The sequence below is a fragment of the Enterobacter cloacae complex sp. P47BA genome (assembly GCF_014930485.1).
In the GTDB taxonomy this organism is placed as follows: Bacteria; Pseudomonadota; Gammaproteobacteria; order Enterobacterales; family Enterobacteriaceae; genus Enterobacter; species Enterobacter bugandensis.
In genome coordinates, this window is record NZ_JADBRF010000022.1 from 1 (window position 1) to 23327 (window position 23327).

The window sequence follows — 23327 nt, forward strand, 5'->3', positions numbered from 1 at the left end:
GAAGTGAAACGCCGTAGCGCCGATGGTAGTGTGGGGTCTCCCCATGTGAGAGTAGGGAACTGCCAGGCATCAAATAAGTGAAGAGGCCATCCGAAAGGATGGCCTTTTTGCGTTTCTGCGCTGCACAAACCGTAGGCCGGGTAAGGCGAAGCCGCCACCCGGCAAGTCAGACCGCACACCACTTCACAATAAACTCAGCAATCCCATCCTCATCATTTAAATCCAGCACCGGAACCTCAATATCGAGAGCAACATCGCTGGCCACCGCAATCACATGCTCATCCAGCGTTAACTCGCTGATATCGTGCCCGGCATCACTTCTGAACAGTAGGATCTTAGGCACGGCCTCATGCTTAAATCCCTCAACCAGCACCAGATCCAGCGTGGAATGATCCATCCGGCTCACCAGATACGCGAGATCCAGCGGTGCCTCATCCGGCGTTTCTGTCATCAATGCCCAACGCTGGTTGCTTGCTACCATTGTCTGCGCGGCACCCACTTTGCGCAGCTCATAGCTATCTTTGCCCGGCTTATCGATATCCATATTATGGTGAGTATGCTTAATCAAGCCTGGACGAATACCGCGGGCGCACAGTGCGGGTATCAGTTTTTTCAGCAACGTGGTTTTTCCTGTCCCACTCCAGGCTGAAATGGCTAAAACAGAATTCATCTCTTCTCCTGCATGGCCTGTAAATCTTCTATTGTGTTCACATTCACGAACGATGTTTTCATGTCGCTAAAATCAACAGTATGTCCGCCGACCTTACGCATAAACACCATCACTCTTCGCTCTCCGGAAGCCAGATAGTCGCTCATAGCAGGAATCAAGGATCGGTTAATGAGCGCGATAGTTGGGTGGTCGCGCTCGCCGTCATGCACCCAGACCACGGGTGAATCACCTCGCTGTTGCACCATCCGTTCCACCAGGCAGGTGGGTATATATGGCGTATCACACGAACAAAAGAGAAACCACTCTCCCTGCGACTGCTGCATCACCGAAAGCATACCGGCCAGCGGCCCCGGAAAATCTGCGAGATTATCCTGATAAACGGGAAACCCGCTGCGCTGGTAAATATCGATATGGCGATTTGCGCTCAGCGCCATTGCCGATACCTGATCGACAAGCGTATCAGCGACATGCTGCCATAAGGGCTTGCCTTTCAGGAGCTGTAGTCCTTTATCTTCCCCGCCCATCCGCGTAGCTCTGCCGCCTGCCAGAACGACCCCAGTGATTTCCAGGCTAAGATTCACGAATATCGCCTCTTTTATTGTGGGATTGACCCTGCTAACGTGTCACTCTAAATGAAAGGAGCACCACCATGAAATGTAAACGTCTGAATGAAGTCATTGAACTCCTCCAGCCAGCCTGGCAAAAAGAGCCAGAGCTGAATCTGATGCAATTCTTACAGAAACTGGCAAAAGAGTCAGGTTTTGACGGCGATCTGGCAGACCTTTCTGACGACATCCTGATCTACCACCTCAAAATGCGCGACTCAGCCAAAGATGCTGTTATTCCTGGTATTCAGAAGGATTATGAGGAAGATTTTAAAACTGCATTGCTGCGCGCCCGAGGCGTAATTAAAGAGTAAAAGCTTGTAAGCGGAGCCACCGAAATCGCTACAAGATGATATCCTGAATCATTCGTATAATTTCCGGATGATCGGATGAACGACCAGGCTTTTACTTTCCAGACACTACACCCGGATACCATTATGGATGCCCTGTTTGAACAGGGTATTCGTGTGGATTCCGGGCTAACTCCGTTAAACAGCTACGAAAACCGCGTCTATCAATTTCAGGACGAGGATCGTCAGCGCTTCGTCGTAAAGTTCTATCGCCCTGAACGTTGGTCTGCACAGCAAATTCAGGAGGAGCACCAGTTTGCTCACGATCTGCTGGTTGATGACGTCCCCGTTGCCGCACCGATAAAGTTCAATAACCAAACGCTGCTCACGCATGAAGGGTTTTACTACGCCGTATTCCCCAGTCTGGGTGGCCGCCAGTTTGAAGCGGATAATATCGATCAGATGGAGTGGGTTGCTCGCTATCTGGGACGCATTCATCAGACGGGACGTAAAACAGCGTTCACTGCCCGACCAACGATCGGGATTCATGAATATCTCACCGAACCACGTCAGATATTCGAAACGTCTGCGCTGATCCCCGCTGCGTTGAAGGATGATTTCCTCAACGCCACCGATAAGCTTATTGCTGCGGTGAAAACCTGCTGGCGTGATGATATTTCCGTTCTGCGCCTGCATGGCGATTGTCACGCCGGAAATATTCTCTGGCGCGATGGCCCACTGTTTGTCGATCTCGACGATGCGCGCATGGGACCAGCGGTTCAGGATCTGTGGATGCTGCTCAATGGCGACAAAGCCGAGCAGCGCATGCAGCTTGAAACGATTATTGAAGCCTATGAAGAATTTAGCCCGTTTAATTCAGACGAAATTGCCCTGATTGAGCCTTTACGTGCGATGCGTTTTGTTTATTATCTCGCATGGTTAATCAGGCGTTGGGACGATCCCGCATTTCCTCGTAATTTCCCGTGGCTTACCGGAGAAGATTACTGGCGCAGCCAGATATCTACATTCACTCAGCAGGTTAAGGTTCTTCAGGAACCCCCTCTGCAATTAACGCCGATGTATTAATTGGACACACCCAGGAGAGAGTTAATCATGAAAAAAATTTGGCTGGCGCTGGCAGGTATGATTCTGGCATTTAGCGCTTCTGCTGCGCAGTTTACCGACGGTAAACAGTTTATCACGCTGGAAAAGCCGGTTGCTGGCGAGCCACAGGTTCTGGAGTTCTTCTCATTCTATTGCCCGCACTGCTATCAATTCGAAGAGGTGCTGCATGTTTCTGACAACGTGAAGAAAAAGCTGCCGGAAGGCACCAAAATGACCAAGTACCACGTTGAATTCCTGGGCCCGTTGGGTAAAGACCTGACTCAGGCGTGGGCGGTTGCGATGGCGCTGGGCGTGGAAGATAAAATCACTGCTCCAATGTTCGAGGCCGTACAGAAAACCCAGACCGTTCAGACCACTGCGGATATCCGCAAAGTGTTCGTTGATGCCGGTGTGAAAGGTGAAGAGTACGACGCCGCGTGGAACAGCTTTGTAGTGAAATCTCTGGTTGCTCAGCAGGAAAAAGCGGCTGCTGATCTGCAGCTTCAGGGCGTTCCGGCGATGTTTGTTAACGGCAAATATCAGCTGAACATGCAGGGCATGGACACCAGCAGCATGGATATTTTCGTACAGCAGTATGCTGATACCGTGAAATACCTGGTTGAGAAGAAGTAATTTCGTTGATATGAAAACGCCGGTCACTGACCGGCGTTTTTGTATGAAGATTTAATGCTGTCTATCTGTTCGTCTTTCTCTTTCCAGAGCGTATTAAGCCACTGCTGGAAACCACGTTTGAAATTCTTATCGTTAACGTAGTCACCGTGCAGCCCGGCATCGATCGGCACTAAATTCACCCGAACAACAATGCGAGTCAGCTTGCCGCTGAGCATATCGAAGAATGGCGTCCTGTCATTTTCCGGATAGCAGAGCGTAACGTTCAGAAGTTTATCGAACTGTGCACCCAGCACGTTAAGCGCCATCGCAATACCCGCCGCCTTTGGCGGAAGCAGGTTCTGATAAGGGGAGCGTGTTTGTTGATGTTTATCTTCCGTAAACCGTGAGCCTTCCACAAAGTTCACGATGGTCGTTGGATGTGCGCGAAACTTTTCACAGGAGCGGCGCGTGGTCTCCACATCCTTACCGCGACGCTCCGGATGACGAATCAGATAGCTGCGCGAATAGCGTTTCATAAACGGCATATCGAGCGCCCAGCAGGCCAGCCCGATAAAGGGCACCCAGGCGAGCTGCTGCTTCAGGAAGTACTTGTTCATCGGGATATGTTTGCGAAAAAGCACGCATAACACCACGATGTCCGCCCAGCTGTGATGATTGCAGATCAGCAGGTACCAGTTCTTTTTGTTGAGGCTCTCCAGCCCTTCGACATCCCACTTCAGATGCGGATTCAGGCACAGCAGGATCGCTAGCCCTTCACACCAGCAATACATCATGAAATTACAAAACGCAGAGACGGATCGCCACACCGCAGGCACAGGCAGCAGCAGTTTAACGATCCCGGCGATAATGATTGGCACAGAACACGCAATCGTCACCAGAATTGTTAAAATGATGCTTAGCGGTAATGTTATTGCAGCGAGCAATCTCGACATGATGAGCTTTTTCAGGTGGTTAGCTTTAATGGACCCGCCGATGATACGGCGCTGGGGGCTGATTTTATCAGAAAAGTGACAAAATTATGGCGCTTTCATATCGTCAATAGACGGCTTTTCCCCTGAAGCAGAAGATTTCTCTATTATTGTGCGCTAATCAGGACTTATATCCACATAGACTAAATTGCCATCAGCAGGCTATTTTCATGCAGTGTTAGTTGTTAACGTTATGATATGTAATAATTTATTCTCAACGCGCACCTGCTTTTAGTATCTGTTTTTCATTTGAAGTGAAAATATTCACAAACTTATCCACAGTTTGAATTTTGCGAGCGATCCTCACGATCGCAAAATCTTTTCCTGTATCGAACCTGAATAACTGATGTTTTCATCCTTCTGTGGCATCCTTTACGCATAAATTGATTAAAGGCACGGACATTATGGTTCAGATCCCAGAAAACCCACTTATTCTCGTCGACGGCTCTTCTTACCTGTATCGGGCGTACCATGCGTTTCCTCCTCTGACCAATAGCGCAGGGGAACCTACCGGCGCGATGTACGGCGTGCTGAACATGCTACGCAGCCTGATTCTTCAGTATCAGCCCACCCATGCGGCTGTCGTTTTTGATGCGAAAGGCAAAACCTTCCGCGATGAGCTGTTCGAACATTACAAATCCCATCGTCCGCCAATGCCTGACGATCTGCGTGCGCAGATTGAGCCACTGCACGCCATGGTGAAAGCAATGGGCCTGCCGCTGCTGGCCGTCTCTGGAGTGGAGGCTGACGACGTCATCGGTACGCTGGCGCGTGAAGCTGAAAAAATGGGCCGTCCGGTGCTGATCAGCACCGGTGATAAAGATATGGCGCAGCTGGTGACGCCAGGTATTACCCTGATCAACACCATGACCAACACCATTCTGGGGCCAGAAGAAGTAGTCACTAAGTATGGCGTGCCGCCAGAGCTGATTATCGACTTCCTCGCGTTGATGGGCGACTCCTCGGATAACATTCCTGGCGTTCCTGGCGTCGGTGAAAAAACCGCGCAGGCGCTGCTTCAGGGGCTGGGTGGCCTGGATACGATCTACGCGGAATCAGACAAAATCGCCGGACTTTCCTTCCGTGGCGCAAAAACCATGGCCGGGAAGCTGGAAGAGAACAAAGAGGTGGCTTATCTCTCCTATAAGCTGGCAACAATCAAAACCGATGTGGAACTGGAGCTGGGCTGTGAGCAGTTGGAAGTGCAACAGCCTTCCGCTGACGACCTGCTGAGCCTGTTTAAGAAATACGAATTCAAGCGCTGGACCACTGACGTAGAAGCCGGTAAATGGCTGCAGGCTAAAGGGGCCAAACCTGCTGCTAAGCCGAAAGAGACGATTGTCGTTGATGCCGAAGATCAGGCGGAAGAAGAAGCCGCAGCGCTCTCCTTCGACAACTACGAAACCATTCTGGAAGAGTCACAGCTGATCGCCTGGATCGAGAAACTGAAAAAAGCGCCGGTCTTTGCCTTTGACACCGAAACAGACAGCCTCGACAACATCTCAGCCAATATGGTGGGATTGTCCTTTGCGACAGAGCCGGGTATTGCCGCCTACGTTCCCGTGGCGCACGACTACCTGGATGCGCCGGAGCAGATCTCCCGCGAGCGCGCGCTCGAGCTACTGAAGCCGATTCTGGAAGACGAAAAGGCGCTGAAGGTTGGGCAAAACCTCAAGTACGACCGCGGCATTCTGCAGAACTACGGCATTGAGCTGCGCGGGATTGCCTTTGACACTATGCTCGAATCCTACATTCTGGACAGCGTGGCGGGCCGCCATGATATGGATTCCTTATCTGACCGCTGGCTCAAGCACAAAACCATTACCTTTGAAGAGATTGCCGGTAAAGGGAAAAATCAGCTCACCTTTAACCAGATTGCTCTTGAAGAGGCAGGGCGCTACGCGGCGGAAGATGCCGACGTCACGCTGCAACTGCATCTGAAGATGTGGCCGAAACTGCAGAAGCACGAAGGTCCGCTGAACGTATTCCAGCATATTGAAATGCCGCTGGTGCCCGTGCTGTCCCGTATCGAACGCAATGGCGTTAAGATCGATCCAACGGTGCTGCATAACCACTCTGGCGAGCTCGCGCAGCGTTTGACCGAGCTCGAGCAGAAAGCGCATGAGCTTGCAGGCGAGCCGTTTAACCTCTCTTCACCGAAGCAGCTGCAAACCATTCTGTTTGAAAAGCAGGGCATCAAGCCGCTGAAGAAAACCCCTGGCGGCGCGCCGTCAACCTCTGAAGAGGTGCTGGAAGAGCTGGCGCTGGACTACCCGCTGCCAAAAGTGATTCTGCAGTACCGCGGTCTCGCGAAGCTGAAGTCTACCTACACGGACAAACTTCCACTGATGATCAACCCGAAAACGGGCCGTGTGCACACGTCGTATCATCAGGCGGTAGCGGCAACCGGGCGTCTCTCGTCAACCGATCCTAACCTGCAGAACATTCCGGTGCGTAACGAAGAGGGCCGCCGTATTCGCCAGGCTTTCATCGCACCAGAGGATTATCTGATTGTCTCGGCGGACTACTCGCAAATTGAACTGCGCATTATGGCGCACCTGTCCCGCGATAAAGGTCTGCTGACGGCATTTGCGGAAGGAAAAGACATCCACCGGGCGACCGCGGCGGAGGTCTTTGGTTTACCGCTGGACAACGTGACCAACGAACAGCGCCGCAGTGCAAAAGCGATCAACTTCGGTCTAATCTACGGCATGAGCGCGTTTGGCCTTTCACGCCAGCTAAACATTCCGCGCAAAGAGTCGCAGAAGTATATGGATCTTTACTTCGAGCGTTATCCGGGCGTTCTGGAATATATGGAACGCACCCGCGCGCAGGCGAAAGAGAAAGGTTACGTTGAAACCCTGGATGGCCGTCGTCTCTATCTCCCGGACATCAAATCCAGCAACGCGGCGCGCCGCGCTGGCGCAGAGCGTGCGGCGATCAACGCCCCGATGCAGGGTACCGCAGCGGACATCATCAAGCGCGCAATGATCGCTGTTGATGCCTGGCTGGAGAAAGAGAAGCCGCGCGTGAAAATGATCATGCAGGTACACGATGAACTGGTGTTTGAAGTGCACAAAGACGATCTCGATATTGTGTCGAAAAAGATCCACGAACTCATGGAAAGCAGCATGACGCTAGACGTGCCGTTGCTGGTGGAAGTGGGAAGTGGTGAAAACTGGGATCAGGCTCACTAAAGGTTCTGTGAATAACGCGCTTTTTATGTAAGTTAGCAACATAACAACGCGCGTTTTGTGACGATCATTAGAATTCCCTATGTAAAGAATGAAAAAAAACTACAAAAAGTGCTTTTTCTACAGCAAAAAAAGGGGTAGAGTTATCGACGTAGGGTACAGAGGTAAGATGTTCTATCTTTCAGACCTTTTACTTCACGTAATCGGATTTGGCTGAATATTTTAGCCGCCCCAGTCAGTAATGACTGGGGCGTTTTTTATTGCGGCAAAGAAAAGTTCGGGCAAAAAAAAGCGCGGACATCGCCGCGCTCGGTATTACTCTTCTTCCGCTTCCGTCGCGGGTTCCAGCTCGTTAAACCAGCTGTCGAGCTTCTGACGCAGCTTGTCCACGCCCTGTTTTTTCAGCGAAGAGAAAGGCTCAACCTGTACATCGCCATTGAAGGCCAGTACCGCTTCGCGAACCATATTCACCTGCGCTTTACGCGCGCCGCTTGCCAGCTTGTCGGCTTTCGTCAGCAGCACCAGCACGGCGATATCGCTTGCTACGGCCCAGTCGATCATCTGCTGATCGAGATCTTTTAGCGGGTGACGAATATCCATCAGCACCACCAGACCTTTCAGGCACAGGCGTTTTTCCAGGTATTCGCCCAGCGCACGCTGCCACTTGATCTTCATCTCTTCAGGCACCTGCGCGTAGCCGTATCCCGGCAAGTCTACGAGGCGTTTGCCTTCAGCCACTTCAAAGAGGTTAATCAGCTGGGTACGGCCAGGTGTTTTTGAGGTACGTGCCAGGTTCTTCTGATTGGTCAGCGTATTCAGGGCGCTGGATTTCCCCGCATTTGAGCGGCCAGCAAATGCCACTTCAATACCAGTATCAGAAGGCAGGTGGCGAATATCGGGCGCACTGGTGACAAAATGCGTCTGTTGGTAGTTCCAGGTAGTCACGTGGTCGTCTCCAAAAATCGTAATCTGGAGGGATTATACCCGAATGCGGGCAAAAGGCTTTTCTGATTGCACGAGGCTTGCAGGCGAATGCCCAAACGGCTGTGAGAGATCGGCTAATGTTGCTATGGGAGATTTCAGAGAATTCGCAGACGTCAAAAAATGCAAACTGTTTTAAATCATAAGCTTATTTCCAGGTAATTATCTGAAAATCCGTATTTGTACCGTTTCGTTGCTTGTTAGTTTAACGGAACAAGGTAAAGTATGCGGCAAGGCGAGGAAGCCAACAGGAAATCGACTTAAGGATTAGGGTCAGGAGCGCCAGGAGGCGAAGACGCAGGATAGTCAGGACGACCAGCGCCTGGAGGCGTTTTAACAGGAAATGGAACCATACACGGACGGTATCAGCCAAAGGATAAACAGGGTGTGTTGTTGGTAAACATGGAATGTCTGACCCGTTAAGGGTTGTGAGTCAGGAAAAAAGGCGACAGATTGCTCTGTCGCCTTTTTTCTTTGCTTGCTTTCTGCTAGATTTCGCCGCAATTCTATACTGAAGAAAACGACTTTAAGATAAAACATCATGAAAAAACCAACCTCCGCTGCGGGCGCGAAACGCCCTGCAAAAGCACGCCGCAAAACGCGCGAAGAACTGAACCAGGAAGCGCGCGACCGCAAACGCGACAAAAAACATCGCGGTCATGCTGCGGGTAGCCGTGCCAACGGCGGTGGTGCAGCGGGCGCCTCTGCAAAAGGCAAACAGCAGAAAGACCCTCGTATCGGCAGTAAAACTCCCATTCCACTGGGCGTGACAGACACCCCGGTTACTAAGCAGCACAAACCAAAGAGCGAGAAACCTATGCTTTCACCGCAGGCTGAGCTGGATATGCTGGAGAACGATGAGCGCCTGGATGCGCTGCTGGAACGTCTTGAAGAGGGTGAAACCCTGACCGCTGAAGAGCAGTCCTGGGTGGACGCCAAACTGGACCGCATTGATGAACTGATGCAGAAGCTGGGTCTGTCCTACGATGATGAAGAAGACGAAGAGGAAGACGAAAAGCAGGAAGATATGATGCGTCTGCTGAAAGGTGGAAACTAACATTTGCACCCGGCAGGTACACTCGTCCTGCTTATAACCCTTCCGGTTATATGTTATCTGGTGTGGTTATTCGTTAAACTACGGCGGTTGTCGCGGCGACAGAAGTGGCTGCGCACCCGAATGATGGCCCGCAACGGGACCAGAGCGGGCCGCCGTATACGAACGCGACACCAACGGAAGGAGTGAGCATGTCTGTACCAACTATCGACTGGGATTTGGCCCTAATCCAGAAGTATAACTATTCCGGGCCGCGTTATACCTCATACCCCACCGCGCTGGAGTTCTCCGATGCCTTCGGCGAGGCGGATTTTCTGCAGGCCGTCGCGCGCTATCCAGAGCGTCCGCTGTCGCTCTACGTCCATATTCCGTTCTGTCATAAGCTCTGCTACTTCTGCGGCTGCAATAAAATCGTGACCCGTCAGCAGCATAAAGCCGACCAATACCTCGATGCGCTCGAACAGGAAATTGTGCACCGCGCGCCGCTTTTTAAAGGGCGTCACGTCAGCCAGCTTCACTGGGGCGGCGGCACGCCAACGTATCTCAATAAGGCGCAAATAAGCCGCCTGATGACGCTGCTGCGCGGAAATTTCAATTTTAACGACGACGCCGAAATCTCGATCGAAGTCGATCCGCGTGAAATTGAGCTGGATGTACTGGATCACTTACGCGTCGAAGGCTTTAATCGTCTGAGCATGGGCGTGCAGGATTTCAATAAAGAGGTGCAGCGTCTGGTCAACCGCGAGCAGGACGAAGAGTTTATCTTCGCCTTACTCAACCACGCACGCGACATTGGCTTTACCTCGACCAACATCGACCTGATTTACGGCCTGCCAAAGCAGACGCCGGAGAGCTTCGCCTTCACGCTGAGGCGCGTGGCTGAACTTAGCCCGGACCGCCTGAGCGTCTTTAACTACGCGCACCTGCCGACGCTATTCGCCGCCCAGCGCAAAATCAAAGATGCCGATCTGCCTTCTGCCCAGCAGAAGCTGGATATCCTGCAGGAAACCATCACCTCTCTGACCGAGAGCGGCTATCAATTTATCGGCATGGATCACTTTGCCCGTCCGGATGACGAGCTGGCGATTGCCCAGCGTGACGGCGTTCTGCACCGCAACTTCCAGGGTTACACCACTCAGGGCGATACCGATCTGCTCGGCATGGGTGTCTCCGCCATCAGCATGATCGGTGACTGCTACGCGCAGAACCAGAAAGAGCTGAAGCTCTACTACCAGCAGGTTGATGCAACCGGCAACGCGCTGTGGCGCGGCATCGCGCTGACCCGTGACGACTGCATTCGTCGTGATGTGATTAAGGCGCTTATCTGCAACTTCCGTCTCGACTTTAGCGACGTGGAAGCACAGTGGGATCTGACATTCAGCGAATATTTTGCGGAAGACCTGAAGCTGATTGCGCCGCTGGCAAAAGACGGGCTGGTGGATGTGTCGGAGAACGCGATTGAGGTCACGCCGAAAGGGCGTCTGTTGATCCGTAATATCTGCATGTGCTTTGACGCGTATCTGCGCCAGAAGGCGCGTATGCAGCAGTTTTCACGGGTGATTTAAGGCGCAAAGCCGGGTAAGGCGAAGCCGCTACCCGGCTTTTACATTTCAACCTGCTAGCTAAACAGCCCAACCAGCGCCGCACATAATACCGCAGCAACAGCGGTTTGCGGCGTGTGGCTTTCAGCTGCTCCGCTCGACAGTAAAGTCACTAATGATTCCAGCATGATGGTTCCCCCAATTTCCGGGCACGATCATACAAAACTCATCGGAACAGTAAAGCGCAAAATAACGGCAATTTGCGCTCAATTAATAACCTTTACACAGCGGCGTACGATCACTCCATTCCCAGCTCTTTCAGCTTGCGCGTCAGGGTATTACGTCCCCATCCCAGCAGGCGCGCGGCTTCCTGCTTATGGCCCTGCGTATGACGAAGCGCGGTGGTCAACAGCGTACGCTCCATCTCTGGCTGAGCCTCAGACAGCAGGTTTTGATGACCGGAACGCAGCGCGCGGTCGGCCCACTGCGCCAGCAGCGTTGCCCAGCTGTCCGGCAGCGCGTGCCCGGTGCTGCTTTCGGGCGCGGTGGCCTCAAACAGTTCGGCAGGGAGATCCTGAATCAACACTTCCTGTCCGGCGGCCATCACGGTCAGCCAGCGGCAGGTGTTTTCCAGCTGGCGAACGTTGCCCGGCCACGCCAGACGGGTGAGGGCGGCATCGGTTTCCGGGTGAAGCTGCTTGGCTTCCACGCCCAGCTCGCGGGCCGCCACCTGCAGGAAATGACGCGCCAGGCGCGGGATATCTTCCCGACGCTCGCGCAGCGGCGGCAGGTGGACGCGGATCACATTCAGGCGATGGAATAAATCCTCACGGAATTTGCCCTCCTGCACGCGCAGCTCCAGGTTCTGGTGCGTCGCGGCGATAATACGCACGTCCACCTTCACCGGCGCATAGCCGCCCACGCGGTAAAACTGCCCGTCGGCCAGCACGCGCAGCAGGCGAGTTTGAACGTCCAGCGGCATATCGCCGATCTCGTCCAGGAATAGCGTGCCGCCGTCAGCCTGCTCAAAGCGCCCCTGGCGAATGGTATTCGCGCCGGTAAACGCCCCTTTTTCGTGGCCGAACAGCTCGGACTCAATCAAATCCTTCGGGATCGCCGCCATATTGAGGGCGATAAACGGCGCTTTTGCCCGCGGGCTGTGGCGATGTAACGCATGCGCCACCAGCTCTTTACCTGTACCCGATTCCCCGTTAATCAACACGCTGATGGACGAGCGGGACAGACGGCCAATAATGCGAAACACGTCCTGCATCGCCGGCGCTTCGCCGATGATGTCAGTGGTTGGCCCAAAATCGGGCGCGTGGCGCGGCTGTTGTTGCTCCTGGTAGTGGCTAATCGCGCGCTCAACCAGCGCCACCGCTTCGTCGATATCGAACGGTTTGGGCAGATAATCGAACGCCCCTTGCTGATAGGCGCTCACCGCGGCATCCAGGTCGGAATGAGCCGTCATTATGATGACCGGAAGCATAGGATGGCGCTGTTTGATCTGCTTTAACAGCGCCAGCCCGTCCATGCCCGGCATGCGAATATCCGACAGCAGAACGTCCGGCGTTTTGGTGGTGAGTGCGTCGAGCACCTCGCTGCCGCTCTCAAACGTCGTGCAGCTTAAACCTGCCCCTGTGAGTGCGCGTTCAAGCACCCAACGGATGGAGCTATCGTCATCGACTACCCAGACTATCCCTCGTTGCATAAACGTCACCTTTATTTTTTAATCGGCAGGAAAACCGAAAACTCGGTATGTCCCGGCCAACTGGTAAATTCAATTTTTCCGGAGTGCTGATCGATCAAGCTGCGGGCGATAGATAAGCCCAGTCCCGTACCGCCTTCGCGCCCGCTTACCATTGGGTAGAACAGGGTGTCCTGCAGATGAGAAGGAATGCCAGGCCCGTTATCCTCAACGTCGATGCGTGCCGCCAGACGATAGCGCACGCCGTGCAGCGTGAGCTGGAAGGCGGTGCGGGTGCGTAAAATAATCTCGCCCCCTTCCGGCCCCAGCGCCTGCAGGGCATTGCGCACAATATTCAGCAGAACCTGCTCAATCTGGTCCGGGTCATGCGCCAGTTCCGGCAGGCTTGGGTCGTAATCACGCACCAGCGTGACGTTCTCCGGCAGCTCCATGGAGACGAGCTTCACCACCCGTTCAGCGACTTTATGAATACTTTCTGAAACGTGCATACCCGGCTGCTGCGGCCCGAGCAGGCGATCGACCAGGTTACGCAGGCGATCCGCCTGCTCAATGATGACGTTGGTGTACTCCGCCAGCGCGGGATCGGGCAGCGCCTTGGTCAGAAGCTGCGCCGCGCCGCGTAACCCACCCAGCGGGTTTTTGATTTCATGCGCCAGACCGCGTACCAGGTCACGGGCGGCAATTTGCTGCGCATGCTGAAGCTGCTCCTGGCTCAGGCGACGCTGATTATCCATCGGCGCCATTTCCAGCAGGATCAGTCCTTCGGGAAGACGTTGCGCGGTAAGAGAGAGAATATGTGAGCGCCCGTCGATCACCAGCGTGACTTCGTTATCGGTGAACCCCTGACCGGCCTGCAAACTTTCCTGCATCAGGCCAATATTCAGCGAGAAATAGCTCAACAACTCAGGAAGCGGGGTGCCAAACAGTTTGCGTGAACTCTGGGCGAGCAGCTGTTGCGCCGCCGGGTTGGCGTAATGGACGGCCAGCTCGTCGTCGACCAGCAGAATGCTGTTAATCAAAGAATTGAGAATCTGCCCAGCATCGGGCAGCGTGCCAGTTGCCATTCAGCAGTCTCCTGGAGTCGTTGCACTGTTTTAGTGCAGTATAGCGGTTTCGGCGTAAAAAGCGCGTGAGATCAGGTTGTTGGTGGAGAAAAAAGCCCATCCGGAGATGGGCTAAAAGTTTCCACGGCAACTACCCCCGGCGCTTTTGACGCCGGGTAAAACAACTAAATTAAACGCTGTAGTACAGTTCGAACTCAACCGGATGCGGAGTCATACGCACGCGGTCGTTCTCTTCAGTACGCAGGGCGATGTAAGCATCGATAGCGTCGTCAGTGAATACGCCACCCGCAGTCAGGAACTCGCGGTCTGCATCCAGCGCCTGCAGGGCTTCTTCCAGAGAGCCAGCAACCTGTGGGATCTCTTTCGCTTCTTCTGGCGGCAGGTCGTACAGGTTTTTGTCCATCGCTTCGCCTGGGTGAATCTTGTTCTTGATACCGTCCAGACCGGCCATCAGCAGTGCTGCGAAGCACAGGTATGGGTTAGCCGCTGGGTCCGGGAAGCGAACTTCGATACGACGCGCTTTAGGAGACGCCACCACCGGGATACGGATAGAAGCAGAACGGTTACGCGCAGAGTAGGCCAGCATAACTGGCGCTTCGTAGCCCGGGACCAGACGCTTGTAGGAGTTAGTGGTTGGGTTCGCCAGGGCATTGATCGCTTTAGCGTGTTTGATTACGCCGCCGATGTAGTACAGCGCCTGCTCGGACAGACCGGCATATTTGTCGCCAGAGAACAGGTTGGTACCGTTCTTGGACAGAGACATGTGGCAGTGCATACCGGAACCGTTGTCGCCAAACATTGGTTTTGGCATGAAGGTCGCGGTTTTACCGAAACGGTGCGCAACGTTGTGCACAACGTATTTGTAGATCTGAATTTCGTCCGCTTTTTTGGTCATGGTGTTGAAGCGGGTTGCCACTTCGTTCTGACCCGCCGTCGCCACTTCGTGGTGGTGCGCTTCAACAACCAGGCCCATCTCTTCCATCACCAGGCACATGGTGGAACGGATATCCTGTGCAGAGTCGACCGGAGGAACCGGGAAGTAACCGCCTTTCACACCAGGACGGTGACCTTTGTTACCACCTTCGTATTTGGTGGAAGAGTTCCATGCGCCTTCGATGTCGTCGATAGCCACGTGGGAGCCAGAAATAGAGGCACCGAAGCGGATGTCGTCGAACAGGAAGAACTCTGGCTCTGGCCCGAACAGAACGGTGTCCGCGATGCCGGTGGAACGCAGGTACTCTTCAGCGCGTTTAGCGATAGAACGTGGGTCGCGGTCGTAGCCCTGCAGCGTGCCTGGCTCGAGGATGTCGCAGCGGATGATCAGGGTTGGTTCTTCGAAGAACGGATCAATGACCGCAGTGGTTGCGTCTGGCATCAGAACCATGTCGGATTCGTTAATGCCTTTCCAGCCACCAATGGAGGAGCCGTCAAACATTTTGCCTTCTTCAAAGAATTCGGCGTTCACCTGATGAGCAGGGATTGTGACGTGCTGTTCTTTACCTTTGGTATCGGTGAAGCGCAGATCAACAAACTTCACTTCATGTTCGTTCAGCATCGTCAAAACGTGTTCAGCGGACATACTTAACTCTCCAGATTGGTCATTGTCGTCGTGGTAACGAGGTCTTCAATTTCTGTTGGTACTGGCTGTTGCCATGTATTTTTTATAAAGCGAAATCTGTGCCAACTTTTAAAACACCCCAAAAAGGCGTTATCATGCGCACCATAGTGCAAAAGGGCTGCACCATGATGGATTTGTTGCACCAGTATGGTGCTTCAATGTGAACATTAAGCACCATATTGGTGCAATTTACGTTAAAGTGCCCTTTTACCGCTCCGTGAAAGCGATCACAAAGCATCTCTGCAATACTTGTTTGCGGGGGATGTTTGTGATCCTGTTTTGTAGTGCGATTAATCCGTGTACAATAACGCGCTATTTCTAAATGCCTGAGGCAAAGTTGTGATCGAAAATTTGCGTAACATCGCCATCATCGCGCACGTTGACCATGGTAAAACTACCCTGGTTGATAAGCTGCTGCAGCAATCCGGTACGTTTGATGCGCGTGCCGAAACCCAAGAACGCGTGATGGACTCCAACGATTTGGAGAAAGAGCGTGGGATTACCATCCTCGCGAAAAACACCGCGATTAAATGGAATGACTACCGTATCAACATCGTTGATACCCCAGGGCACGCCGACTTCGGTGGTGAAGTTGAACGTGTAATGTCCATGGTAGACTCCGTTCTGCTGGTCGTTGACGCAATGGATGGCCCAATGCCACAGACGCGCTTCGTGACCAAAAAAGCTTTTGCCCATGGTCTGAAGCCAATCGTTGTTATCAACAAAGTTGACCGCCCTGGCGCGCGTCCTGACTGGGTTGTTGACCAGGTCTTCGACCTGTTCGTTAACCTCGACGCGACCGACGAGCAGCTGGACTTCCCTATCGTTTACGCCTCTGCGCTGAACGGTATCGCAGGTCTGGACCACGAAGACATGGCTGAAGACATGACCCCGCTGTATCAGGCGATTGTTGACCGTGTTCCTGCGCCAAACGTTGACCTGGAAGGCACCCTGCAGATGCAGATCTCCCAGCTCGACTACAACAACTACGTTGGCGTAATCGGCATTGGCCGTATCAAGCGCGGTAAAGTGAAGCCTAACCAGCAGGTCACTATCATCGATAGCGAAGGCAAAACCCGTAACGGTAAAGTCGGTAAAGTCCTGACTCACCTGGGTCTTGAGCGTATCGAGAGCGACATCGCTGAAGCGGGCGACATCATCGCGATCACCGGTCTGGGTGAACTGAACATCTCCGACACCATCTGCGATCCGCAGAACGTCGAAGCGCTGCCAGCCCTGTCCGTTGATGAACCAACCGTATCCATGTTCTTCAACGTCAACACCTCTCCGTTCTGTGGTAAAGAAGGTAAGTTCGTTACCTCTCGTCAGATCCTTGACCGTCTGAACAAAGAGCTCGTGCACAACGTTGCGCTGCGCGTTGAAGAAACCGAAGACGCTGATGCATTCCGCGTTTCTGGTCGTGGTGAACTGCACCTGTCTGTTCTGATCGAAAACATGCGTCGTGAAGGTTTCGAGATGGCGGTTTCCCGTCCGAAAGTAATCTTCCGTGAAATCGATGGCCGTAAACAAGAGCCGTTCGAAAACGTAACGCTGGACGTAGAAGAGCAGCACCAGGGTTCTGTGATGCAGGCACTGGGCGAGCGTAAAGGCGACCTGAAAAACATGAATCCAGACGGCAAAGGCCGCGTACGTCTCGACTACGTGATCCCAAGCCGTGGCCTGATCGGCTTCCGTTCTGAGTTCATGACCATGACCTCCGGTACCGGCCTGCTGTACTCCACCTTCAGCCACTACGATGACGTTCGTCCGGGCGAAGTGGGCCAGCGTAACAACGGCGTGCTGATCTCCAACGGTCAGGGTAAAGCGGTCGCGTTTGCGCTGTTCGGTCTGCAGGATCGCGGTAAGCTGTTCCTGGGTCACGGTGCTGAAGTTTACGAAGGCCAGATCATCGGTATTCACAGCCGTTCTAACGACCTGACGGTAAACTGCCTGACCGGTAAGAAGCTGACCAACATGCGTGCGTCCGGTACTGACGAAGCAACGGTTCTGGTTCCACCGATCAAGATGACCCTGGAGCAGGCTCTGGAGTTCATCGATGATGACGAACTGGTAGAAGTGACTCCACAGTCAATTCGTATCCGTAAACGTCACCTGACCGAGAACGATCGTAAACGTGCTATGCGCGGTGCGAAAGAAGACTAATACGGTCAATCCGTAGTAAAAAAAGCCGCTGAGAAATCAGCGGCTTTTTTATTAGAACGAATAACGTAACCCCAGGCGGATCCTGTACTGCTCGCGGTTGTAATCATTCCATCTGTCCAGCCACTGGAGTTCGAGGTACGGCAGCCAGTTTCTGTCGATCTTATAGCTGAACTTGTTGGTAATTTCCCAGTGATGGTCTTTGCCATTTTTGCTGTGGTAGTCATTCACCCGCTGGAAAAAATGCGGCTCAAAGGTGTAGAAAAACGCATCCGTCACCTTGAAATTCCAGTAGTTGGCGAATTCGTGCGTGTCGTTCTTATCCATCTGCCCGTTATAGTCCGGCGTATCGTAATTGTTATGGTTATAGCGATAGCGGAACGTCAGATTAAACCCGTCCGTGAATTTATAGTTGGTATCTAAATAAACCGCGCCACCCGAACCGGCGCTGCTGTCGTTGATCAACCCGCCCGGCTGGAAGGTGAGTTTGTCCGTCGGTTTAAAGAGCGGATACCACCCCTCTATTTCGTTATAGCTGTGCTTGAGCTCATCCCACCTCCCCACGTTGTAGGCGTTGGTGAACATCAACCCCGCGCCCATATCGAAGTTATAGCCGGCACGCAGGATCACTTCGTGCAACTCAGAGGCCGTATTGTAGGCTTCACGGGTTTCAACATATGCCCCGGCGAATACCGGGCAGGACACAGACGACACGATCAGTACAGTGATGATTCTTTTCATAATTTGTCCATGTATCAGGTACAGAAAGGCCTCCCTCCTGATAAACAGGAAGGACATAGTGGCCGGATTTATTGTTATAAAGTGACTGCTGACGCTTTATTGTTGGTGGTTATCTCAGGGGGATTCGCGGTTTGTTTCTTCCGTTTTCCAATCTCCTCAATAATAAAGGCGAAGCGCGCTTCGTTGAGTTTATAAAACAGCCCCATGGTCACGGCGGCGACGATTGCCAGGGCACACGGCCAGAGGAAAATAAGCTGACGCAAACCCAGCAGCGTACCCGCGCTCTGCACGGCGTGAGGAACGTAGCCGATCTGGGTCAGCATGATGCCGGGCAGGAAGCCGGCGAGGGCGGCGGAGATTTTGCGCGAGAAGGTGTAGCCGGTGTAAACCGATCCCTCGGCGCGGATGCCGGTTTTCCACTCGCCGTAATCAACGGTATCCGGCACCAGCGCCCAGTTCAGGCTGTTCACAAACGCGGTGCCGAAAAAGGCCATGCAGGAAAACAGCACGAACAGCAGGGAGCTGGTTCCCCAGAAGAAGTTCAGCACGTCGCCCACCGCCCACAGCGCCAGTCCGCCCAGATAGACCGGCTTCTTGCCAAAGCGCTTCACCGCGCCGGGCACCAGAAACACGCCAATCAGAATGCAGCCCATGCTGAAAAAACCCATCCACGACAGTAGATGCAGGTCGTTGAGCACGTACTGGGTGTAATAGACCTGAATCGCCAGCTTGATGTTGAACGCGGCGAGAGTACACAGGTTGGCAATGCACAGCACCAGCAGCGGCGGATTGCGAAAAATCGCGCAGAACGATTTCAGAATGCCGGGCTTATGGTTATCGGGCGTTATCTCGACGTAGCGCTCTTTCACCCCGCTGTAGCACCACCACATGCAGAACAGGCCGCCGGTGACGAACACCAGCGCAGCCACCAGATAGCCGAGGGAGGGCTGGTGGACGAACAGCGCCTGAATGGGCATAAAGCCGACGGTGCAGAGTAACAGCCCCACCGTTGCGCCGCCCTGACGCCACGCGGCAAGCTGCGCGCGCTCGTTCGGGTTTTTGGTGATGGCAGGGACCATCGCACCGTAGGCGCAGTTCATCAGGCTGTAGCAGAGCCCAAACATCATGAAGAGCACGGTGGCGAGGGCCGTTTTGACCGTCAGGCTAAAGTCGTTGGCCATAAACTGCGCCGTGGCAACCAGCGCCACCGGGACGGAGGCATACAAAATGAATGGCCGGAATTTTCCTCGCGCGCCAATGTTTCGCCGGGAGTCCAGCAGCACCCCGGTCAGCATGTCGGTAAACGCGGTGAAAAACTTCGCCACCAGGAAAATTATGCCGCCGTAGAACGCGGGCATCCCCAGTTCATCGGTGTAAAACTTCAGCAAATACAGCGTGCCAATACAGAGCATCAGGTTCGAGCCAAAATCGCCCATCCCGTAGGCGCACTTCTCTCGCAGGCTCAATTTCAGGGTTAACGGATCAGTATTGTGTGTCATGGTCGATCCTCAGAGCGCCCCGCCGGGCGCTCTATCACGTCATTTAGGCCGTACGTTTGCGCAGTTCGATCTCTTCCACGATGCGCACATACATCTTCTCGTTGAGGTTGTAGAAGCAGCCCATCGCCACGATGGTGATGAACGCCAGCAGGCTCGGGTAGATAAATATCAGCTGCCGCAGCCCTTCAACCGTCCCGGCGGACTGCACCACGTTGGGCACATAGCCGATCTGGGTGAGCATGATCCCCGGGAAGAAGCCGGCCAGCGCCTGGGATACCTTACGGAAGAAGGTAAAGCCGGTATAGACCGTCCCTTCGGAGCGCACGCCGGTGCGCCACTCGCCGTATTCCACGGTATCGGACACCAGCGCCCAGTTCAGACTGTTCACGAACGCGGAGCCGAAGAACGCCAGGCAGGAAAACGCCACAAAGCTCACCGAGCCGCCGCCGAAGAAGTAGTTAAGCAGATCGCCCGCCACCCAAATTGCCAGCCCGCTGATGTAGACCTTTTTCTTGCCGAAGCGCCGCACCGCGCCGGGCATCATAAAGACGCCGATAAAAATACAGCCCATGCTGAAGAAACCCATGTACGACAGCAGGATCGGGTCGTTCAGCACGTACTGCGTGTAGTAGACCTGAATAGCGAGTTTGACGTTAAAGGCGCCCAGCGTGCACAGGTTCGCGATGCACAGGATAAACAGCGGGCGGTTCCCGGCAATGGCGCGAAACGACTGCAGCAGCCCCGGCTTTTGCGCCGGGTTAGCGGGCTGCGTCTCGACGTAACGCTCGGTGACGCCCTTATAGCACCACCACATAAAGAACAGCCCGAACAGCGAGAAGAGGGTGGCGGCAAAGATGTAGCCAAGCTGGTCGTTACCCTCAATCAGGTTCATCACCGGGACAAAACCCACCGTACAGAGCAGCAGGCCCAGCGTAGCGCCGCCCTGACGCCAGGCAGCCAGCGAGGCGCGCTCGTCCGGGTTTTTGGTGATGGCGGGCACCATCGCGCCGTAAGAGCAGTTCATCATGCTGAAGAACAGGCCGTACAGCATGAACAGCACCGTCGCCATCACCGTTTTGCCGGTCATCTCAAATGGCGTACCAACGAAGTTGGCAATCGCCAGTAAGGTCACCGGGAAGGCGGCATACAGCACGAACGGGCGGAATTTCCCTTTCGGACCAATCTTGCGTCGGGAGTCGAGCATGATTCCGGTGCCCATATCGGTGAAGGCGGTAAAGAACTTCGCAATCAGGAAGATAATCCCGCCGTAGGTGCCGGGCAGCCCCAGCACGTCGGTGTAAAACTTCAGCAGATAAAGCGTGCCGATGTCCAGCAGGATGTTTGAGCCGAGATCGCCCATCCCGTAGGCGAGTTTATCTTTAAACGGCAGGCGTAGGGTTGCCGGATCGGAAGTATGTTGACTCATTATTGTTCTCCGTCTGCCCGCAGGTTTCCCTGCGGGCGAGCCTTATCAGATATCACGTAAGGTGCTAAACAGATCTGCCCATTCGCTGTGCTGGCGATAGAAGACCGGCGGCTTGCCGATCGGGGCATCAACGGTCACGTCACCGCCCTGGCAGGTTTCTCCGGTCCACGCATTGACCCAGCTGTCCTGCGGCAGATAGAGCGACCAGTCCCGGCGGCCCTCTTCATGAACCGGTGCCACCAGCAGATCGCGGCCAAACAGGTACTGGTATTTCAGCGTGTAGGCGCGCGCGTCGTCCTCATAGTGCAGGAACAGCGGACGCATCACCGGCAGGCCGCTTTTCGCGTTCTGCGCGACCGCAGCTTTGATGTACGGCTTAAGGGTGGTGAACACGGTGGTCATGCGCGCAAAGTGCGCGATGGTTTCCGCGTCGCCGTCGAACTGCCAGTTATCGCCAGGGCGGTTGCCCTCGTGGGTACGCATCATCGGCGTAAAGGCGCTGAAGTCGCACCAGCGCAGCAGCAGCTCCTTGCTGCGCTTCATCTCGAACAGGGTCGTATAGCCGCCGATGTCGCTGTGGTGCAGGCCGTGCCCGGTCATCGCCAGCGACAGCGCCGCAGGCACGACGGACGCCAGACCGTCATCCAGGCTCCAGTCAACGTTCTGATCCCCCGCCCACATCATCACCGAGTGCTTCTGGCTGCCGGTGTAGCCCGCGCGCATGAAGAACAGGATCTCCCCGAGCTTGCCGGTTTCCTGGAGCGCCTCGTAGTTACATTTTGCCCACAGCGCAGGCCAGGCGTTATGCATGATCTCCGCGCTCACGCCGTTGTGCAGGAAGGTATCGGTCGGCAGATATTCCCCGAAATCGGCCATCCAGCCGCCGCAGCCCAGTTTGATCAGATTCTTTTTAATGATCTCTTTGTACCAGTCGTAGGCTTCCGGATTGGTCAGGTCGATAACGCCCGCGTAAAACTCACCGAACTCGACGTGGTAGTCCTTGCCGTTGGCGTCTTTGGTCAGATAGCCGCGCGTTGCCGCCTCTTCGCAGAGATCTTTATCGCTGGCGACGTACGGGTTGATATAGGAGAGGAATTGTACGCCCTCCTGCTTCCACTGCCCGATCCGCTCGTCAAGCTGCGGATAGAGCTCGCTGTTCCACTTCCAGTTCCACATCACGCGTTTGCCGAAGGAGGTCATGCGGATGCCGGACCAGTCCTGCGCCCAGATGCCGTTCACCTTCACGCCGCCCTCGCGCATGGCGTCGAGCTTCTGCTGGCACACCTCGGTGCCGCCCTGGATGCCCAGCGTCACGCCGTCGTAAACCCAGTCCGGCAGCTCAGGCTGGCGCCCCAGCAGGCCGGTGAGTTTTTCCAGCAGATCGACGTAGGTTTGTGCACATTCGAAGCGCAGCGTGGCGTTATCTTCCCAGAACGCCAGCTCGTGGAAATCCGGCGCGCTGAAGTCAAAGTTCATGTAGCAGCTGTTATCCACGTGGCAGTAGTACTTCTGGGTGCTCACAAAGGTAGGCTGCGGGAAGAAGGTCCAGTAGTAGTCACCACCCGCGTTCTCTTTACAGTCGGCCTGCCAGGTGACGTAGGTCTGCTTGTTGCGGCCCACGCCCTGCTCGCTGGTCCACAGCGGGAACGGCTTGCCGCGCAGGTCGAAGTACGAGAATTGCTCGCCGCAGCCGTAGATATGATCTTCCGGCTGCGCCGCCAGCCGCAGCCAGATGCGGTTATGGCTGGCGGCGTCATTTTTCAGCTTCAGCTCCAGACGGCCTTCCGCATCCACGCCCACCAGCAGCGTCGCGCTTACCGCATCGCCGCGGGTAAAGCGGATCGCCCAGCCCGCGCTTTGCTGCGTGACGGTCGCGTCCGTCAGGGCAATCTTTTCGTTGAGCTTGTCTTTAATGCTGAAATTGCCGCGAAACATCTCGATGTCGGCCTCGCCTGCTCCGATCCACAGGCAAGGCGCTTCTTCAGAGTGGGACAAAATCAGGCGATCCTGCCAGCGCAGGGTAAAGCCACGTTCGTTATTTTTTAGGTCAATATTGTGTAGGGTACGCATA

20 protein-coding genes are annotated in these 23327 nt (G+C 54.4%); 8 read left to right on the forward strand and 12 right to left on the reverse strand.

The features are described from left to right. Window positions 1–166: 166 nt before the first annotated feature. On the reverse strand, window positions 167–670 hold the full coding sequence (gene mobB, locus IM299_RS19525; RefSeq protein WP_193357969.1) for a molybdopterin-guanine dinucleotide biosynthesis protein MobB: 504 nt from the start codon (window positions 668–670) through the stop codon (window positions 167–169). After that, the gene (mobA, locus tag IM299_RS19530) at window positions 667–1251 is read right to left on the reverse strand and encodes a molybdenum cofactor guanylyltransferase MobA (protein ID WP_193357970.1); all 585 of its coding nucleotides are present in this window, start codon (window positions 1249–1251) and stop codon (window positions 667–669) included. The genes mobB and mobA overlap by 4 nt, the downstream gene beginning before the upstream one ends. A 68-nt stretch (window positions 1252–1319) precedes the next feature. Between mobA and IM299_RS19535 the strand changes: the two genes are divergently transcribed. The 3 genes from IM299_RS19535 (at window position 1320) to dsbA (ending at window position 3302) form a co-directional block, all read left to right on the forward strand. Continuing rightward, window positions 1320–1589 (forward strand): YihD family protein, encoded by a 270-nt coding sequence (locus IM299_RS19535; RefSeq protein WP_008501866.1) that lies wholly within the window; start codon window positions 1320–1322, stop codon window positions 1587–1589. A 75-nt stretch (window positions 1590–1664) separates the two neighbouring features. Further along, window positions 1665–2651 carry a serine/threonine protein kinase gene (locus IM299_RS19540; RefSeq protein ID WP_047366771.1) on the forward strand — a complete coding sequence of 329 codons (987 nt, stop codon included), beginning with the start codon at window positions 1665–1667 and terminating at the stop codon, window positions 2649–2651. Window positions 2652–2678: 27 nt separating this feature from the next. Beyond that, complete coding sequence (gene dsbA / locus IM299_RS19545; protein ID WP_028014899.1) at window positions 2679–3302, forward strand: thiol:disulfide interchange protein DsbA; 624 nt, start codon at window positions 2679–2681, stop codon at window positions 3300–3302. 23 nt (window positions 3303–3325) lie between these two features. Here dsbA and IM299_RS19550 read toward each other — a convergent pair whose 3' ends face one another. Continuing rightward, window positions 3326–4177, reverse strand: coding sequence for an acyltransferase (locus IM299_RS19550; protein WP_320701558.1), 852 nt, complete (start codon window positions 4175–4177; stop codon window positions 3326–3328). On the opposite strand from IM299_RS19550, the gene IM299_RS22990 reads away from it, so the two are divergent. Beyond that, window positions 4074–4313 (forward strand): hypothetical protein, encoded by a 240-nt coding sequence (locus IM299_RS22990; protein WP_227013203.1) that lies wholly within the window; start codon window positions 4074–4076, stop codon window positions 4311–4313. The two genes, IM299_RS19550 and IM299_RS22990, sit on opposite strands and share 104 nt — an antisense overlap. Before the next feature lie 361 nt (window positions 4314–4674). Next, window positions 4675–7467, forward strand: coding sequence for a DNA polymerase I (polA, locus tag IM299_RS19555; RefSeq protein ID WP_193357972.1), 2793 nt, complete (start codon window positions 4675–4677; stop codon window positions 7465–7467). A 312-nt stretch (window positions 7468–7779) separates the two neighbouring features. Here polA and yihA read toward each other — a convergent pair whose 3' ends face one another. Continuing rightward, on the reverse strand, window positions 7780–8409 hold the full coding sequence (gene yihA / locus IM299_RS19560; RefSeq protein WP_045630625.1) for a ribosome biogenesis GTP-binding protein YihA/YsxC: 630 nt from the start codon (window positions 8407–8409) through the stop codon (window positions 7780–7782). Between the two features lie 577 nt (window positions 8410–8986). Here yihA and yihI point away from each other — a divergent pair. Together yihI and hemN are read left to right on the forward strand one after the other, a co-directional pair. After that, window positions 8987–9502: a Der GTPase-activating protein YihI gene (yihI, locus tag IM299_RS19565; RefSeq protein WP_047052501.1), complete on the forward strand. Its 516-nt coding sequence runs from the start codon at window positions 8987–8989 to the stop codon at window positions 9500–9502. Between the two features lie 188 nt (window positions 9503–9690). Continuing rightward, window positions 9691–11064: an oxygen-independent coproporphyrinogen III oxidase gene (gene hemN, locus IM299_RS19570; protein WP_193357973.1), complete on the forward strand. Its 1374-nt coding sequence runs from the start codon at window positions 9691–9693 to the stop codon at window positions 11062–11064. A 53-nt stretch (window positions 11065–11117) separates the two neighbouring features. Here hemN and IM299_RS19575 read toward each other — a convergent pair whose 3' ends face one another. From IM299_RS19575 to glnA, 4 genes are all read right to left on the reverse strand, one after another. Then, on the reverse strand, window positions 11118–11228 hold the full coding sequence (locus tag IM299_RS19575; RefSeq protein WP_017382667.1) for a YshB family small membrane protein: 111 nt from the start codon (window positions 11226–11228) through the stop codon (window positions 11118–11120). Between the two features lie 110 nt (window positions 11229–11338). Continuing rightward, the gene (glnG, locus tag IM299_RS19580) at window positions 11339–12751 is read right to left on the reverse strand and encodes a nitrogen regulation protein NR(I) (protein WP_028014893.1); all 1413 of its coding nucleotides are present in this window, start codon (window positions 12749–12751) and stop codon (window positions 11339–11341) included. A gap of 11 nt (window positions 12752–12762) precedes the next feature. Then, entirely contained in the window at window positions 12763–13812 is a 1050-nt protein-coding gene (gene glnL / locus IM299_RS19585; protein WP_014172250.1) for a nitrogen regulation protein NR(II), read from the reverse strand. A gap of 169 nt (window positions 13813–13981) precedes the next feature. Beyond that, entirely contained in the window at window positions 13982–15391 is a 1410-nt protein-coding gene (gene glnA, locus IM299_RS19590) for a glutamate--ammonia ligase (RefSeq protein ID WP_008501856.1), read from the reverse strand. A 378-nt stretch (window positions 15392–15769) separates the two neighbouring features. Between glnA and typA the strand changes: the two genes are divergently transcribed. Then, entirely contained in the window at window positions 15770–17593 is a 1824-nt protein-coding gene (gene typA / locus IM299_RS19595; RefSeq protein ID WP_028014891.1) for a ribosome-dependent GTPase TypA, read from the forward strand. A gap of 51 nt (window positions 17594–17644) precedes the next feature. Here the strand turns inward: typA and ompL are convergent, their stop codons facing one another. The 4 genes from ompL to IM299_RS19615 all read right to left on the reverse strand — a co-directional run bounded on the left by ompL (window position 17645) and on the right by IM299_RS19615 (window position 23326). After that, complete coding sequence (gene ompL / locus IM299_RS19600) at window positions 17645–18331, reverse strand: porin OmpL (RefSeq protein WP_045630623.1); 687 nt, start codon at window positions 18329–18331, stop codon at window positions 17645–17647. A 74-nt stretch (window positions 18332–18405) separates the two neighbouring features. Then, window positions 18406–19830 (reverse strand): MFS transporter, encoded by a 1425-nt coding sequence (locus tag IM299_RS19605; RefSeq protein ID WP_193357974.1) that lies wholly within the window; start codon window positions 19828–19830, stop codon window positions 18406–18408. A gap of 43 nt (window positions 19831–19873) precedes the next feature. After that, window positions 19874–21256 carry an MFS transporter gene (locus tag IM299_RS19610; protein WP_193357975.1) on the reverse strand — a complete coding sequence of 461 codons (1383 nt, stop codon included), beginning with the start codon at window positions 21254–21256 and terminating at the stop codon, window positions 19874–19876. Between the two features lie 45 nt (window positions 21257–21301). Continuing rightward, window positions 21302–23326, reverse strand: a complete 2025-nt coding sequence (locus IM299_RS19615) for an alpha-glucosidase (protein WP_193357976.1) — start codon at window positions 23324–23326, stop codon at window positions 21302–21304. Between the last annotated feature and the right edge of the window lies 1 nt (window position 23327).